This is a genomic window from Pseudomonas sp. 7P_10.2_Bac1 (genome assembly GCF_025465935.1).
Taxonomy (GTDB): domain Bacteria; phylum Pseudomonadota; class Gammaproteobacteria; order Pseudomonadales; family Pseudomonadaceae; genus Aquipseudomonas.
On record NZ_JANLNV010000088.1, the window covers coordinates 21,534 to 37,361 of the forward strand.

At 54.7% G+C, this 15,828-nt stretch carries 16 protein-coding genes; 12 read left to right on the top strand and 4 right to left on the bottom strand.

Annotated elements, in window-relative coordinates; genetic code table 11:
• The first annotated feature begins 84 nt into the window (after positions 1-84).
• From NTD86_RS20515 to NTD86_RS20530, 4 genes are all read left to right on the top strand, one after another.
• Positions 85-1,014: a LysR family transcriptional regulator gene (locus tag NTD86_RS20515; protein ID WP_262205025.1), complete on the top strand. Its 930-nt coding sequence runs from the start codon at positions 85-87 to the stop codon at positions 1,012-1,014.
• A gap of 480 nt (positions 1,015-1,494) precedes the next feature.
• On the top strand, positions 1,495-1,707 hold the full coding sequence (locus tag NTD86_RS20520) for a hypothetical protein (RefSeq protein WP_262205026.1): 213 nt from the start codon (positions 1,495-1,497) through the stop codon (positions 1,705-1,707).
• A gap of 40 nt (positions 1,708-1,747) precedes the next feature.
• On the top strand, positions 1,748-2,347 hold the full coding sequence (locus tag NTD86_RS20525; protein WP_262205027.1) for a disulfide bond formation protein B: 600 nt from the start codon (positions 1,748-1,750) through the stop codon (positions 2,345-2,347).
• Positions 2,348-2,352: 5 nt separating this feature from the next.
• A complete protein-coding gene (locus NTD86_RS20530) occupies positions 2,353-2,805 on the top strand; it encodes an inhibitor of vertebrate lysozyme family protein (RefSeq protein ID WP_262205028.1) in 453 nt (150 codons plus the stop codon).
• 131 nt (positions 2,806-2,936) lie between these two features.
• On the opposite strand, the gene NTD86_RS20535 is transcribed toward NTD86_RS20530, so the two are convergent.
• Positions 2,937-4,151 (bottom strand): EAL domain-containing protein, encoded by a 1,215-nt coding sequence (locus NTD86_RS20535; RefSeq protein WP_262205030.1) that lies wholly within the window; start codon positions 4,149-4,151, stop codon positions 2,937-2,939.
• A 233-nt stretch (positions 4,152-4,384) separates the two neighbouring features.
• Here NTD86_RS20535 and NTD86_RS20540 point away from each other — a divergent pair, with 233 nt between their 5' ends.
• The 4 genes from NTD86_RS20540 (at position 4,385) to NTD86_RS20555 (ending at position 7,021) form a co-directional block, all read left to right on the top strand.
• Positions 4,385-4,564 carry a hypothetical protein gene (locus tag NTD86_RS20540; RefSeq protein ID WP_262205031.1) on the top strand — a complete coding sequence of 60 codons (180 nt, stop codon included), beginning with the start codon at positions 4,385-4,387 and terminating at the stop codon, positions 4,562-4,564.
• 66 nt (positions 4,565-4,630) lie between these two features.
• On the top strand, positions 4,631-5,677 hold the full coding sequence (locus NTD86_RS20545; RefSeq protein ID WP_262205033.1) for an EamA family transporter: 1,047 nt from the start codon (positions 4,631-4,633) through the stop codon (positions 5,675-5,677).
• Positions 5,678-5,736: 59 nt separating this feature from the next.
• Positions 5,737-6,324, top strand: a complete 588-nt coding sequence (locus NTD86_RS20550; protein ID WP_262205034.1) for a DedA family protein — start codon at positions 5,737-5,739, stop codon at positions 6,322-6,324.
• Positions 6,325-6,493: 169 nt separating this feature from the next.
• On the top strand, positions 6,494-7,021 hold the full coding sequence (locus NTD86_RS20555) for a DUF4174 domain-containing protein (protein WP_262205036.1): 528 nt from the start codon (positions 6,494-6,496) through the stop codon (positions 7,019-7,021).
• Between the two features lie 139 nt (positions 7,022-7,160).
• Here the strand turns inward: NTD86_RS20555 and punR are convergent, their stop codons facing one another.
• Complete coding sequence (gene punR, locus NTD86_RS20560) at positions 7,161-8,105, bottom strand: DNA-binding transcriptional activator PunR (RefSeq protein ID WP_262205037.1); 945 nt, start codon at positions 8,103-8,105, stop codon at positions 7,161-7,163.
• A gap of 118 nt (positions 8,106-8,223) precedes the next feature.
• On the opposite strand from punR, the gene punC reads away from it, so the two are divergent.
• Positions 8,224-9,408 (top strand): purine nucleoside transporter PunC, encoded by a 1,185-nt coding sequence (punC, locus tag NTD86_RS20565; RefSeq protein ID WP_262205038.1) that lies wholly within the window; start codon positions 8,224-8,226, stop codon positions 9,406-9,408.
• Between the two features lie 88 nt (positions 9,409-9,496).
• Here punC and NTD86_RS20570 read toward each other — a convergent pair whose 3' ends face one another.
• A complete protein-coding gene (locus NTD86_RS20570; RefSeq protein WP_262205039.1) occupies positions 9,497-10,192 on the bottom strand; it encodes a pirin family protein in 696 nt (231 codons plus the stop codon).
• 271 nt (positions 10,193-10,463) lie between these two features.
• Here NTD86_RS20570 and NTD86_RS20575 point away from each other — a divergent pair, with 271 nt between their 5' ends.
• Complete coding sequence (locus NTD86_RS20575; RefSeq protein ID WP_262205040.1) at positions 10,464-12,938, top strand: UvrD-helicase domain-containing protein; 2,475 nt, start codon at positions 10,464-10,466, stop codon at positions 12,936-12,938.
• Between the two features lie 73 nt (positions 12,939-13,011).
• Here the strand turns inward: NTD86_RS20575 and NTD86_RS20580 are convergent, their stop codons facing one another.
• A complete protein-coding gene (locus NTD86_RS20580) occupies positions 13,012-13,284 on the bottom strand; it encodes a DUF1652 domain-containing protein (protein ID WP_262205041.1) in 273 nt (90 codons plus the stop codon).
• A 247-nt stretch (positions 13,285-13,531) separates the two neighbouring features.
• Between NTD86_RS20580 and NTD86_RS20585 the strand changes: the two genes are divergently transcribed.
• A complete protein-coding gene (locus tag NTD86_RS20585) occupies positions 13,532-14,350 on the top strand; it encodes a helix-turn-helix domain-containing protein (protein WP_262205042.1) in 819 nt (272 codons plus the stop codon).
• Positions 14,351-14,399: 49 nt separating this feature from the next.
• Entirely contained in the window at positions 14,400-15,806 is a 1,407-nt protein-coding gene (locus tag NTD86_RS20590) for an NAD(P)/FAD-dependent oxidoreductase (protein WP_262205043.1), read from the top strand.
• Positions 15,807-15,828: the final 22 nt, after the last annotated feature.

Below are 15,828 nucleotides of genomic sequence, written 5' to 3' on the forward strand. Positions count from 1 at the left end.
TATTTAAAGTCGAGGCGAAAAGTATGAGAATTGCTGATATATTATTCAAACAAATAATATATAGACTCATCATCAGTAATTTTAATGGACAGAATCCCGATAGATGTACGCCACCTGCAAACCCTCGTGGCCTTGCGTGACAGTGGTAGCGTGTCTCGTGCCGCCTCATGGATGCGTCTGACCCAAGGTGCTTTGTCGCATCACATCAAGGCGCTGGAGGACTTTTTCGGCACGCCCTTGTTTGTTCGCAAATCATCACCGGTGGCCTTTACCCCAGCAGGTAAAAAGCTACTTGAGGCCGCAGACAAAGTCATTCCGCTCCTCAACCAAACTACCCGCGATGTGCTGAAAATGGCCAATGGCACCAGCGGTACGTTGCGTATCGCCGTGGAGTGCCATACTTGTTTCGATTGGTTGATGCCGGCCGTCGATGCTTTTCGGGCGCGTTGGCCGGAAGTGGAGGTCGACCTGGTGTCCGGTTATCACGACGACCCCGTCGGCCTGCTTCATCAACACACCGCAGACCTTGCTTTGGTCTCCTGTTCTGAAAAGGATGAGGAGGGCGTAGATTTTCACCCGTTGTTTCGATACCCGCTGGTCGCTTTGGTGGCCAACGATCATCGCCTGGGGCAAAGCGAGTATTTGGTGGCTGAAGACTTCCGTGACGAAACCCTCGTCACCTATCCCGTCGAAGAGGAGGCACTCGACATTGTCAGGTCTCTGCTGCGCCCAGCCGGGATAAAACCCGTCCGCCGGACAGCTGAACTGACTGTGGCCATTTTGATGCTGGTGGCAGCACGTCGCGGTATCGCCGTACTGCCGCGCTGGGCAGTGCAAACGTATCTGCAACGCCAGTATGTGACAGCCAGACCTATCACTCCTGAGGGGCTGATGTCGGATATCTGGGCGGCTACATTACCGGCAGAGAGCGGCAAGCCTTATGTGGTGGAGTTTATTTCGTTGCTCCGTGAAACCACGGCAGCGGCGATTCCGGATGTTGAATTGATTGGATAATCAGCGTCCTGTGAAATTGATCATCAACCCGATTTATTCTTGTCCATGATGAATACTTTTAGCCTCGGGGAGTATTTTCGTGCGCTGTGGGTGTTAGAAATAGAACGACTCATTGGGCGGGCTGCAGTTTTCTAGGACAACTTCAAGCTCGCCTGCCTGGAGATGCTCGGCGGCGAACTGCCAGCGTACATGGACACGCTCAGTAACCGAACGTGTGGTAATCAGAGCTGGGCGTATGTCATAAAAGTCAGCTGCCCGCGAACCTCTAGCGTCAGGGGTGTACCGTCGCATTTCATGATTTTCTGGCACGCAGAGAGGCATGCACAGCGACTTCTTGCATTTGAAAAGTGCTGGTCTAACCTGACTTTTTGACGTTTCCTGATTAGCACTGATGAGCATTTAGCGGTGTTCTATTTAGAACATGCTGCATCGTAATTAAAAGCTAAGGGTACAGGTTAATCAAAGGGAGTTGAGACCACTATGATGTTTGTCGTTTTTGGTGTGCTGGCATTGGCACTCGTTGTGGGATGGTTCGGGAACAGGAAGTTTTCTCTGTTATTGCTGCTTGTATTCTTTATTTTGGCGGTCAAGGTGTTTCTCTGGGAAATCTACAGCCCGGACTACGGCTACAGAATGCCGTGGATTCAGGTGAATAATGCCTTCAATGAATACCCCACCAGCTCAGCGGTGTGAACAGACTCACTAATAAATCAGCGATGGAGCGCGGGATGTTATGAATAATTCTTCTAACAAGGTAGCTGCAGTTTGGGGTGATTATGTGTCACCTCTGCTCTATGTCTACTTGTTGGGCATGATGGCGGTGATTGCGGGGATATTGACCACCGCCATGACGCTGCAATATGTCGAGGGTGAATTGCCTTGCCCGCTGTGCCTGTTGCAACGCGCCGCCATGCTGGGAGTGTGTTTCGGGATTATCCAGCAGTTCAGGCATGGGTATTCCTATTTCAATGTCGGGGTTTGCCTGGCGTTCTCTGTGTTTCTGCTGATTGTCTCTGTGCGGCAAACCCTGCTTGATATTTACCCGCGGCCGGGGCATGCCTACGTGGGCAGTGCGGTGTTTGGCCTGCATATGCCGGTCTGGTCGGTGATTATTGCGGCCTGCCTGTTGACTGCTCTGGCCCTGCAATTGCTGATCTGGGGAGGCAATAAGGCGGTCGCCGATAAATCTATCGGAATGTATCCGGCCTTGAAGACGATCGCGGTGATGTTGAGCCTTTATGTGATTGCAATCGCAGTGATCAATTTTGTCTCGGTAGGAGTGCAGTGCGAGTTTAACCAGTGTCATACCTTCAGTTATCAGTTGTTGGATTGAGCGGTATGAATAATCGGATTTTGATAAGAAGGGACGAGCATATGAAAACATTGATAGCGTTGGCTTTTATTGGTGCTTCATCGACCTTGGGGCTTTCTGACGCGCAGGCGGCTGAGTACCTGTTTGATGTGACTGACAAGAGCCCTTATAAACAAGCCTATCAGCAAATGCTGGCTTTCCCGGACTGGGTCCGAACGGGGCAAGGGACTTCGACCCCGTTGCAAGAGGTAGAAATTGGTGGGCAAAAATACACACTTGGGCAAATGTGCAAGCCACATGACTGTGGTGACAATCAATTGATTGTTGTTTTCAGCCCGGACAAAAAGAAAGCCTGGGGATTGTTGGCAACACGGTCGACCGATGATCGTTCCTTCAATACGCAACTGCTGGGGGCGCCTGAGGCTGCAATCAAGGATTTTCTGAACAAAACCCTGGAAGAAAATAATCCGCAAGATTGACTAGTTACCGTTACACACGCTGGGTCTGGTTTTGTTTCATTGTGATCAATGAAGCGGGACCAGGCCCAGTTTTTTGTCTGAAATTTACAGGCCAGCGCCTGTTCAAGTGGCGAATAGCGAGTGACAAGCCTTCAACGGGGCATGTGCATGTCCAACAAAAGCGTGAGCAGTTTTTCGCCGGTCATGGGCGCGTGAAAGAAGTTGCCCTGTGCTGCATCAACACCCAGGTGTTGAAGCTGTACGAACTGCTTTTCTGTCCTGACATCGTTGGCAATCACTTTGAGGTGCAGTGATTTTGCAAGCGAGACAATGGAGCTGATGATTTGATTTTTTTTGGGCGAGCCATTTTTGAGCGCGAAGGTCGTGTCGAGCTTGATTTGCGTGAAAGGCATGTCTGCAAGGATATCGAACGGTGAGTCTCCAGCACCAAAATTGCCCAGTGATAATCCGATATGGCTATTCATCAGGGTCGTTATGTTATCGATGCACTCAAGGCTCATTGGGATTTCTATGTGGCCAGAGACCTCAAAGGCAATTTTGTTCAACGGTGTTTCGCGCAGCTTTAGCGTTTCAAGTGCATTGCTTGCAAAATGTTTTGTTTTTAAAAGGGATGCATCAATGATGTACGTGAAAATAATAGTGGGATCGATGTTCAGTGTGTGCCGGTGCAACTGGGTGGCATTGGCTAAGACAGTGAAAAACTGGTTCCAGTGAAGGGTGTATTCAGGGGGGCATGGCTCGTGATTGCCAGGCTTGCTGGGGGCGGGATAACCCCAGGTGGCCGTGACTTCAATACCTGTCAGCGCTTTTGTCTGCGTACAGTACTGAGGCTGAAAGTAGGTTGTCACGCTGTCGGTCTGCAAGTCTGCAAGTGCATCCTGATGATTGAAGTGCTCGTGCAACAGGGAATTCAGCGCTTCTTGCGCGATGTCGGCCTTGTATATGTTGTTTTGGGTGATGTCTTTCAGAGTGAGCGCTTTTTTCAGCAGGCTGTGTATTTTGGCTTTGCTGAGGTCATCTTCATAAAGACCCAAGTGATATTTTTTATAGTGGGTTACCAAATTGTCTGTACCCCACTTCAGGGAGTCTTCCAGTTTTTCTGACTCGATGATTGAAAAAAAGGGGAAGTGCTCGCACAGTCTTTTAAAGTAGTTGAGTTCATCGAGGGAATAAAATGAATCGCAAATAACCACGTCCAGTTCTTGGAATGGAGGTGTGAAGGTAGCTGCGCCTGTGTCATTACAGGACGCATGAATATTGGTGATGCCGAGCGTTTTCAGTAGTCCGGTAAAGGCTTTGTTTTTCACGGGGCTTGCACAAAAGATAACAACACTCAACGTCTTCATGACCTAACTCCTTGTCTATCTGCGAATGTAAATAGACAAGAAACCCTCGTCATTAAGACGATTCCTGTTTTTGGCACGGTATGTCCGGCGCTTGGTTGGGGGCACGGAGCAAACGGCGTCTCAATGAAGGATGGCAGCGCCGGATTTTGCTGCGCTTGTTTTTCTACCGGGATACTCTTCGAGCTAGTAACGTGTAACGATTTTTTACGACATGTTTGGCGGGAGTCATGGCTATGGGCAAGGCATTTAAAAATCCAATGTTTCTGGTCGGAATACCCTTGGTGATCTGCGGTTTCAGCTTTGGCCTGACCGGTTTGTTGACTGAAAGGACGTTTGCCTACATGGCGCCAGGCCTGTTGATTCCTGGTCTGGTTTTTATGTTGACCGGCTGGCTGCAACGCAATAAGTCATGACTGCCTTTAGCTGCTGTTCAGGGCTGTATGGGTAGGCTTTGTGAACCTTTGAGCAGGCGGCATACGATGAATACCAGCGTAATTTATGCATTGGCAGCGGCCGCATTGTTTGGTGCCAGTACGCCGCTGGCCAAGTGGCTGGGAGCAGAGGTCTCTGCGGTGCTGTTGGCGGGTTTGCTGTATCTGGGGAGCGGAGCGGGCCTGGCGCTGGTGCGTTGTATAAGGGATAGAGGCTGGAAGCGTTCCGGGCTACTGGCAGGCGAATGGCCATGGCTGCTCGGAGCCATTGTATTCGGCGGGGTGCTGGGGCCGGTTGCCTTAATGTTTGGTTTGACACGCACCAGTGGCGCCACTGCGTCGCTGATGTTGAACATTGAGCCCGTGTTGACGGCTCTGCTGGCCTGGGTGGTGTTCAAGGAGAACGCAGATCGCAGGATCGTAGTGGGGATGCTGGCGATTATCGCGGGCGGGATTGTTCTGTCATGGCCCTCAGGGCATGCGAGTGGTGTTTCGCAGTCATGGCTAGGGCCGATTGCGGTGGCGTTTGCATGTTTGTGCTGGGCAATAGATAACAATCTGACGCGCAAGGTATCGGCTTCAGACTCGTTGTTTATCGCGGGCTCCAAAGGCTTGTTTGCCGGGCTGGTGAATTGCGCAATTGCGCTGGCATTGGGCGCGCACTGTGTGCCCGTGCACGTATTGACGCCAACCTTGCTGATCGGATTTCTAGGCTATGGCGTCAGCCTGGTGCTGTTTGTGCTGGCATTACGCGGCTTGGGTGCCGCGCGTACCGGGGCTTATTTTTCGACGGCGCCTTTTTTGGGGGCGGCGATTTCGATCCTGATTTTCGGGGAGTCAGTGTCGCTGCTGTTTTGGCTGGCCGCAGCCTTCATGCTTTTTGGAGTGTGGCTGCACTTGACCGAGACCCATGCACACATGCACCTGCACGAGCCGCTGGAGCATGCGCACCGGCATACCCATGACGTGCATCATCAGCATGAGCATGCCGGGGATGAACCCTCTGGCATTGTCCACAGTCATATGCATCAACATCTGCCCATTCAGCACAGTCACCCGCATTTTCCGGATATTCATCACCGGCACACGCACTGAGCCAGAACGCTTTGCAGGAAGCAGTGACATTTTTCACGTTAAGGAGCGTCAGAGCGCACATGTTTGAACACCTCGATCTCAACCACTTGCTGGCGACCTATGGCTATCTGGCCATTTTTATCGGTTGTCTGCTCGAAGGTGAAACCATTCTGATTCTGGGTGGCATGGCAGCGCACCAGCATGTCCTCAAAATCTTGCCGGTGATCGGTTACGCCAGTGTGGCCGGGATGCTGGGGGATCAGTTGCTGTTCTGGGCCGGACGCTATTTCGGGGAGCGGCTCCTGCCGCGCCTGTACAAACAACAAGCGGCCATCGACCGCGTGTCGCAGTTGATCAATCAATACCCGACGGTATCCATCTTTTCTGTTCGTTTTCTGTATGGCATGCGTCTGGTTGGGCCGGTGGTGATCGGCGCGAGTAAGGTTTCACCACTCAAATTCAGTGTTATTAACCTGTTAGGCGCGGTGGTGTGGGCGACGCTGTTCGTCAATGCCGGGTATTGGGCTGGGGAATTTTTGCAAAGGGTGTTTGGCGATCTCAAGCCCTACCGCCTACCGATAGCGCTGTGCGTTATTGCAGTGATGGTTGGCATTGGCCTGATTCGCCATCACCGGGCCAAGCGTCGCACTGCAGCCAAGTCACTCTGAGAATGCAGGTATTTCAAGATATTTAGCTGCGGTTGCAATAAATAAACATGGAAGGCAAAGTCCGGGAACCCGGTTGCGCTTATGCTTTCTGAAACAGGCTCAGCGCCAAGGGTTTGAGACGCTTGGCGGTACATTCGCGGACCCGGTCCGATAAGAAAAGGAGATCTGGATGTTTATCCGTTTATTGATCCTCGCCAGCTTGCTGGCAACGAGCTCGGTGCAGGCTGTTGAGGTTCCAAGCCCACTTGAACAGGATCGTGGCAAGTCCCGCCCGTTGATCATTGTCGCTCGAACACAGGTTGACCCGACCCTGACCGCACTCAAGAAGGAGCTTGAGGATCCGGCTGTTGCGCAGGGCTTCAAGGAGCGCAATCTGGTGCTTTATGAAGTTGTCGGTATCTCTGGAAAACGCGATGGCAAAGACCTCGAAACGCAGTCCACGATGTCACTGATACGCGGGCTCAAGCCTGGAATGATCATTGATAAGGCCAAGGTGATTTTGATCGGCAAGGATGGTGAAAGGAAATTCGAAGGCGAGGGCGATGCCGATCTCCCTAAACTGTTCGCCACCATCGATGCTTTGCCTGCCAGCGAAAAACAAACCCAACCACCGGCCGAGACGGCCGCTCCCGACAAGACAGCGGCACCGGGCAAGGCCGTCAAGGCTGCAAAACAGCCAAAGGCGCTGGAAGACTGACCGCCTTATTACGCACGCAAAAAAAAGCCCGCTGGGGGGAGCGGGCCGAACGGGATTCACTAAAGGAGTGAGTTAAAAGTAGCGTTGGCGATGTGAAAGTGGTGTGAAAACCATGTCGTCAAAACGCTAACCCGCCGGATCAGCCTGTTTGCCCCCCTAAATCCTGTTCTGCCACGCACTGATCGTTGAGCCATTCATGGTTCAGGGTCTGAGTGTCGCCCAGATATTCCAGTAGCCAACTCAGGGCAGGAGAGTGGTGAGACGGGTCCCAGGCAATGCACGAAGGGCTAGAAGGGAAGGGCCGTTGCAACTGCAGAGCCGCGAGGCGGCCTTGTCCGATCAAGGGCCGGGCCATATAGGCTGGCACCATGCCGACGCACAGCCCGTCACTCAGGCACGCGAGCCCCGTGGTCCAGTCGGGGACCATCATGCGTTGCTGGTTGTCCAGGGTCCAGGTATCGCGTTTTGGCAGGCTGCGTGAGGTGTCGTCCAGGCATAGCGATGGAAAAGGTCGCAGTTGGTCGTCCTTGAGCGGGCCCTCCAGCGAGGCCAGGGGATGTGCCGGGCTGACGACACACAGCCAGTCCAATGCTCCCATGTCGCGGAACGCAAAACTGGCCGTAACCGGAATCGCCCGGGTAGCGCCGATCACCAGGTCCGTGCGCCCGTCGACCAGAGCATCCCACACGCCGTTGTACACTTCGTAGTGAACGAACAGTTCCACGTCGGGGAAGTGTCGATAAAAGTCCAGCACCATCTGCTGGCATCGAGGCTGTTTGACGATGGCGTCCACCCCCACGCGCAACTGACCGCTCCAGCCATTGGCCACCTGCTGGCACAGGCGCCGGGTGCCAAGCATTTTTTTCATCACGTCGCGGGCTTCTTTAACGAATACCTGGCCGGCTGGAGTCAGTTCGACATCCCGATGACGTCGCACAAACAGCGGCACGGCCAGCCATTGCTCCAGTTGGCGCACGGTGTAGCTGACGGCTGAGGGAACGCGGTGCAGTTCTTGCGCGGCCCCACTGAAGCTGCCGTGTCGGGCAACCGCATCAATCACGTCCAGAGAGTATTCGGACCACATAAATTGCCTTCTAAAAATTTGATGCCATCAGGCAATTATTATCGCTTCACAAGCCAATGCTCAGCCGGATAATGCGCGTCAGTCAACAAATTGTTTGATGGCAAGTTTTTGGGTGCGCATGAAAAATTCATTTGGTTTTACCTGTTATTTGGCGGGGCTCAGCATGCTGGGCTACTTGGCCATGGATATGTACCTGCCGGCTTTCGGTACGCTGGGCAGTGAGCTGGGGCTGTCGGCGGGGGCAGTGGGCGCGAGTCTGAGCATCTTTCTGGCCGGTTTCGCCTTTGGGCAATTGCTCTGGGGGCCTTTGTCGGATCGCTTGGGGCGCAAGCCGGTGTTGTTGGCAGGCCTGTCGATGTTTGCGCTGGGCTGTCTGGGCATGCTGTTTGTTGATAATGCAGCGCTGTTGCTGGCACTGCGGTTTATCCAGGCCATCGGTATCTGCGCGGCGGCAGTGACCTGGCAGGCATTGGTGATTGACCGATACCCGGCGGACAAGGCCAATCGGGTGTTTGCCGGGATCATGCCACTGATGAGCCTGTCGCCTGCATTGGCGCCGCTGTTGGGCGCTGTGGTGTTGAATCATTTGGGCTGGCAGGCGATTTTTGCCGTGTTGATGGGATTGGCATTGTTGCTGATCGTTCCGACACTGCTGCTCAAGGAGCAAGCCCGAACAGGAGTCAGCGAGCCTCAGGCAAACCGGGTTAGCTATTGGGCGCTGCTCTGCTCGGCAAGTTTTAGCGGCAACGTGATGATCTTCGCTGCGTGCTCCGCGAGTTTCTTCGCTTGGCTGACCGCATCGCCATTCATATTAGGGAATATGGGCTACAGCCCGAGTGATATTGGTTTGAGTTACGCCTTGCCGACGTTGGCGTTCATGGCCGGTGGGTATGGTTGCCGCAGTGTCTTGCAGCGCATCAAGGGGCGCACGCTATTGCCTTGGCTGATGGTGGCCTATTGCGCGAGCATGCTGGGTTTGTATTGGGTGGCGACCCAGACCGAACCGACACTGGCCACGTTGTTGATACCGTTTTGCCTAATGGCCATGGTTAATGGCGCGAGCTATCCGATTGTGGTGGCGAATGCACTGATGCCGTTTGCCGAGAACTCTGGCAAGGCTGCAGGCTTGCAAAACACCCTGCAGCTTGGGTTGTGTTTCCTGAGTAGCCTGCTGGTATCGGCCTACATCAGCCAGCCGCTGCAAATTACTGTCGAAGTCATGCTGGCGACAGCGCCTCTGGCGGTGTTGGGGTATGTTATCCAGCGGCGCAAGGCCAATGCCGAGGCGCTTGCAACGTCCTGAAGCCCTTATCACTTTGTAGGGCTAGCCTCGCGATCTTTTTAACTATCAAAAGATCGCCAGACCAGCTCCTACAAGTGAGTCGGTGATATCAGGCCACGTCCACCAGCACGACTTCGCTGTCTTCTATGGCCGTAACCCTCACTACGCTTTCGTCGAAGATGGCCACACCATCGCGGGCTTGTGCACGCAGGCCATTGACTTCGATCACGCCGGTGGCCGGGACCAAGTAAGCACGGCGGTCGCTGTCCAGGCGGTATTCGGCGGTTTCTCCGGCTTTGAGGTTGGCTGCGACCAAACGGGCATCCGCGCGAATGGTCAAGCTCTCATGGTCGCCCTGTTTACCGCTGGCCAAGGTTACAAAGCCTTCACGATGGCCTTTCGGGAATGGCTTTGCGCCCCATGACGGAGCGTCACCTGCTTGATCAGGAATAATCCAGATCTGGAAGATCTTGGTTGGTGTCGACTCCAGGTTGTACTCACTGTGGGCAATCCCGGTGCCCGCGCTCATGACCTGCACGTCACCGGCTTCAGTACGGCCTTTGTTACCCAGATTGTCTTCATGGCTGATCGCCCCTTCACGCACATAGGTGATGATTTCCATGTCGCGGTGCGGGTGTTGCGGGAAACCGGTGCCGGGAGCAATCACATCATCGTTCCAGACCCGCAGGTTGCCCCAGTTCATGCGTTGGGGATCGTAATAGTTGGCGAACGAAAAATGGTGATGGGCATCCAGCCAACCGTGGTTTGCGCCGCCCAGGGTGTTGAAGGGTCTGAGTTCAAGCATGAAGCTTCTCCTGTTTCAGGTCGCCCGCAAGATAGGTAAATGGCCACCTGATTGATGATGGCGTTGATTCTCCGGCAAGAACATATCGATAAAAAGCGCAAAAAATGCCTAAAAAAGATCAGTTAAATAGATGTATACGTCGGGCGGCATATTCAGATTCACCTTCACAACATCCTCTAAATGGCTGACGGCCAAGCAATTAGCTAGAAATCTGTGTGCAATGGGGCGACCATAGCCTTTGTGCCCAGACAGCCTCACCCATGGAGTCAGCGTGACGCAACACACCCCCGATCTGCCGGAACAACTCGTCCCAGAAACTCAACTGCCGTGGTTTAAACGCTTGGCCGCACGCCTGTTTGGCAGCGGTTTGAGTCGTTTGCGCGCCCAGCATGCGGCGTCCTGGTTACAAGGGCAGGCCGACGGATTTCGCAGCGGGCACACCCAAGGCTTCGACTATGGCTTCAAGGAAGGCCACAGCGAAGGTTTCGAGGAAGGGCGCCAGGTACTGCTTATCAGTGACACTCGTTCGCAGGAGCTTCGTGCTCCAGGAGTTGATGACCATCTGTTTGATGATTGGCGCCTGCCGCTGAGCCCTGAGCTGAAAAAGCAGATCAAGGCCGATGTCGCGGCACTGCTGCCCGAACACGCACAGCCGAGTGCGGCGCAGTGGAAGATGATCTTCAGTGACACACCGTCGACTTCCGTGGTCGCGGGGGCCGGGGCGGGCAAGTCGACGTCGCTGGTCTTGCGCATTCTGTTGCTGACTCACTACTTGGGCTTTGAGCTTGATTCAATGACCGTAGTGACCTTCACCCGCGAGTCGCGCAAGGACTTCATCAGCAAGCTACAAGAGATTTTCGCCCTGTGGGGCCGCACTTTGAGCCTGAAGCAAGCCCGTGAGGTGGTACGGACCTTCCATTCGCGTATCTTGCCGATGGTGCGCAGTTTGCCCGGCTATGGTCAGTTGCAAGCCTTCGAAACCCTGAATTCTCGCAGTCTGCTGAGTGACGACGACGCCGACAGCAACCCGTTTGATCTGCGTATCAACGACGCCCAACGCCAACAACTGAATGCGTGTTACCACGGGCTGTACACCCGCGATGAGCGTTTCCGCGAAACACTGGCGCCGTTGTGTCGGCATGCCTTGCAGCTTAAGGAACTGGAGCGCGATCACCCGGATGTACAAAAGCGCATGGCTGTGACTGAACTGGCTGCCAAGCGCGATGAAGAGCTGTGTGACACCCTTGAAGACTTGTGGTTTGCCGCCGGGGCATGGCCGATCAAAGGGATCGAGCCGAACCGCGAAACTCTGGAGATCAACGGTTCGCAATTCCATTGCCACGGTTATATCCCGCAGTTGGATGCCTGGGTCGTGTTGGGCTTTGATCCGCGTGAGAACCCGCAGATCGCTCGGCCCGGGGCCAAGCTTACGGTACGGGCTGAGTGGGCGGTAAAACGCACACTATTTCGAGCTTTCTGTAGTAAGCCATTGATTTGGTTAGAAAGTTATGCGGATGCCAAACGAGTCATTGCCTCCCTCGCAGGGGACGCCAGTGCCGGTCCTGGCTTTGATTACAAGCTCAAGGGCGAGCTGACTTCAGCACCGTTGCTCGATTGTTTTGTCGCCGCTGCCAGCTTTATCGAGAACCTGGGGCTTGATGTGGCCGCGGCGGTGGGCGAGATGCGTTTTGCCAAGGATGACCCGGACCGTTTCTTTTTTGAAGCTTTGAGCCGCTACTGGCGTGCCCTGGAAGACCACCTGCTGGCGCAAACGCCGCCGGTGATGACCTACAACCGCATGTTCTCGTTGTTTAGCGAGAATACCCCGCAAAACTTCAAGCTACTGAGCCACGATCAACTGCGCCCGTTATCGCATTTGATGATCGATGAGTTCCAAGACGTGTCACCGCAGATCGTCTCGTGGCTGCGGGCCAGCTTGCGGGAAATCCGCAGCCGTGGCCCGGCAATGCACGTCGGGCGGGGTGCGCAGCGTTCGTCGCTGTTGTGTGTAGGTGATGATTGGCAATCCATTTATGGCTGGCGTGGCAGCTCGCCCAAGTACTTTATGGAATTCAACAAAGAGTTCCCGTCGCCAGCCACGACGCGGGTAATGCTCAGTGACAACTTCCGCAGCCATCAACACATCATCGACGCGGCTGAACACATTGTGCGTGCGGCACCGTCGATTGCCGGCAAGCGGGCCAAGGCCAGTGGAGTACCCAGGCAGGCCGTGCCCGTTAATGTGCTGAATCGGGATGAGCAGGATTTGGCTGCACGATTGACCGAACACTACCATGCGGGTGATCGGATCTTGATGTTGTATCGAAAAAGCAGCGATAAGTTACTGATTGAAAAGGATATACAGTCAGTAGTTAATGTGGATTCTAGATTGGCGCCCGAGGATCGCAGGCTCAAACAGCTGACTTATCACAGTTCCAAGGGTCTGCAGGCTGATGCAGTGTTCCTGCTGGGCGATTGCCAGCACCTGACTTCATCACCCTATAAAAACCAGGTCTACCGCATGGCGGGCTTGGGCAAGGAGGGTGATCCAGAGCCTTATGACTCGGCGCAAAAGGACGAAATCCTGCGTTTGGCCTATGTCGGCATTACCCGTGCCGTGACCCATTGCTATTGGTATCTGGAAAGCCAGGACGCTCAAGGGCCGAACATGCCCAAGGCCTCGGACCGGATTCCCAAGGGGAAGGCGTTTTTTGAGGATTTACGTCGTTCGAAGGCGCCTGAATAGAAGCGGGCTAGCCTCGCGATCTTGTATAGGGGCAAAAGATCGCAAAACGCGCTCGCTTCTACCCGGCCAAGGTTTACGCCTGCCAGGCCAGGGGCGGTATAAAGCTTTCGAGTTCGTCCTCCACGGCCTGGATGATTCGGGCCACTTCGCCGGTACTCATGATGGAGGCGCAGGGGATGCCGGCGATGGCGATCATGGTTTCACCGGTAGCTCGGTCAAACAGGCGTGCGACCATGCTCTTGGGCGCGTCCATGGTGGCCTCGAAGCCGATTGGGTGAAAGTGCCAGCGCATCAATTGGCAAGCGTTGGGAAAGCTGAATTTATCGATGGAGCTTACTGGGTTCATTAAGAGCGATTCCTTTTGCTCTGACGTGATGGAGAAGCGCGAACCTCTCCCTGAGTGTTTGCGAGTCTTTCGTGTTTAACCTACCACCCCTGAGTGATGGCGATAAGCCTTATTTTTCGATAAGTCGATTTAATAGCGCCAGTTTTGATGCAAATCATTCGATGATGAGATTGACAGACCCCAAGGGCTGTTATTGAAGCGTGGATTCAAACTCGGCATGCTGTGTTTTTGCCCCGCAGAGCGTCCTATGTCACTACCCGACGACGGTCCCGAAAATACCCAGGCGACTGGCGAAACGGTCATGCGCTATCACTTGTGCTGGAAGTACCGTGATCTGGACGGCGTGATGGCGCTGTATCACCCAGACGTGCGTTACCACGATTTCTTTCAGAACAGGGTCATGGTGCTCGATGAATTGCGTGAGTACGTGCAGATGTCGATGCCCAGAGCGCCGGACGAGGCGTTGGAGCATAGCGACCGGATTCGCCTGGATGGCAATACGGCATTCATTCAATACCGCATGACGTTGCGTGGAAGCCAGGGATTAGTGTCGTTTCGGGCCAGTGAGGCGATTACCGTGCGCGATGGCCTGATCTGGCGCGTCAATGAATATGCCTCTTTGGTGCACGAACCCGCCGCAGCGACAGCGCAGCAGCCGCCTCTGCGCCCGGCGGTCAGTCGGCTCGGGCTCTCAGCTCGCCAATTGAGCTTTATGGCGCAAGACCTGCAGAGCTATTTCGAGCGCAAACAACCGTATCTTGATCCCGACCTGGACCTGCAGCAGGTCGCCAAAGCCTGTGGCTATACCCGTAACCAAATGTCCTATTTGCTCAATCAAGTGTTGGGCCAAAGCTTTTATCGCTATGTGAATCAGGCGCGATTGCGGCATGTGCTGGCAGCGATGGATGCGGCAGCTTCGCCGATCAAGGTCGATGAGGTCGCGTTTTCGGCGGGGTTTAACTCCATTTCGGCGTTTTATAACTGCTTTCGCCAACACACTGGGCAGTCGCCCAAGGCGTACGCCAAGCAAATTTCTTTGCGGGTACGCACGCAAGACGCTTGCTGAGCACTGGCGCTAGGATCGACCCATTCTTGAACACAAGGTGGAGTCGGCAATGCCAGCATGGCGCGGGATCAGTTTATGGATGGACCAGCTTGAGGAACCGCTGAACCCTCGGCCTGCGCTCGAGCACGACCTGGATGTCGATGTGCTGATCATTGGCGCGGGTTACACGGGTCTGTGGACTGCCTATTACCTCAAGCGCCAGGCGCCCGAATTGAGCATTGCCATGGTTGAAGCGCAGACCGTCGGGTTCGGTGCTTCAGGCCGTAACGGTGGTTGGCTGATGGGCAACTTGCTCGGCGAGGACCGCATGCTTGCCGGGCTGTCTGTCGAGCAACGGCGTACCGCCTTCGACCTGCTGCACGGCATCCCGGATGAAGTGAAAACCGTGATTGACCGTGAAGGCATCGAGTGCGACTACCGAAAAGGCGGGGCTCTTTACTGTGCAGCGCGTTATCCCGAACAAGAGGCCAGCATGCGCAGTTATCTGGCCAAATTGCGCGGCCTGGGCTTGAACGAAGCCGATTATCGCTGGCTCAACCCGAACGAGTTGGCGCAACAGATCCGTGTGGCCAAGCCTTACGGTGGCATTTTTACCCCGCATATTGCAACGATTAACCCGGCCAAGCTGGTGCGAGGGCTGGCCCGCACCGTTGAGCGCATGGGTGTACAGATTTTTGAACAAAGCCCGGTGCAACACTGGCAGCCCGGTAGTGCTCGAACGGCCAAGGCACACGTCCGCAGCCGTTGGGTGGTACCGGCAGTGGAGGGATATGCCAATACGCTGGCACCGCTGGGGCGTTATCAGTTGCCAGTGCAAAGCCTGATTGTGGCCACGGAGCCGTTGTCCGCCGCTTTATGGGACACCATCGGCCTGTCGCAGGGGCAAGCGTTTAGTGAAAGCAGCCGCCAAGTGACCTACGGCCAGCGTACCGCCGACAACCGACTGGTGTTCGGTGCCCGTGGTGGCTACCAGTTCGGTGGGCGGCTGCGGGAAAACTTCGACCTGACCACGAGTGAGGTAGAACTGCGTCGCTACCTGTTCAGCGAACTTTTCCCACAATTAAAAGACGTTGAAATCAGCCACGCCTGGGGCGGCAATCTGGGGATGTCGCGACGGTTTCAGCCGCACATGCTTTGTGACCGCAAGCAGGGTATTGCCCTAGCTGGAGGCTATGGTGGCGAAGGCGTAGGGGCCAGCCACCTGGGTGGTCGGACTTTGGCTGACCTGATGCTGCAGCGTGACACCCTGGAAGTTAAGCAACCCTGGGTCTTGACTGAAGGTGGGTTGAATGCCCTCAAGGCCTGGGAGCCAGAACCCTGCCGCTGGCTGGGTTACAACGCAATTATTCGCAGTTTTGTCTATGAAGACAAAACCCTGGCGAATCTAAACAGCCCGCCGTGGCGTCGGCAATTTGCCAGTCGTATGGCGGATTTTATGGAAGGTTTCATGCAGTAACCCTTGTTGTCTTTATCAGGAA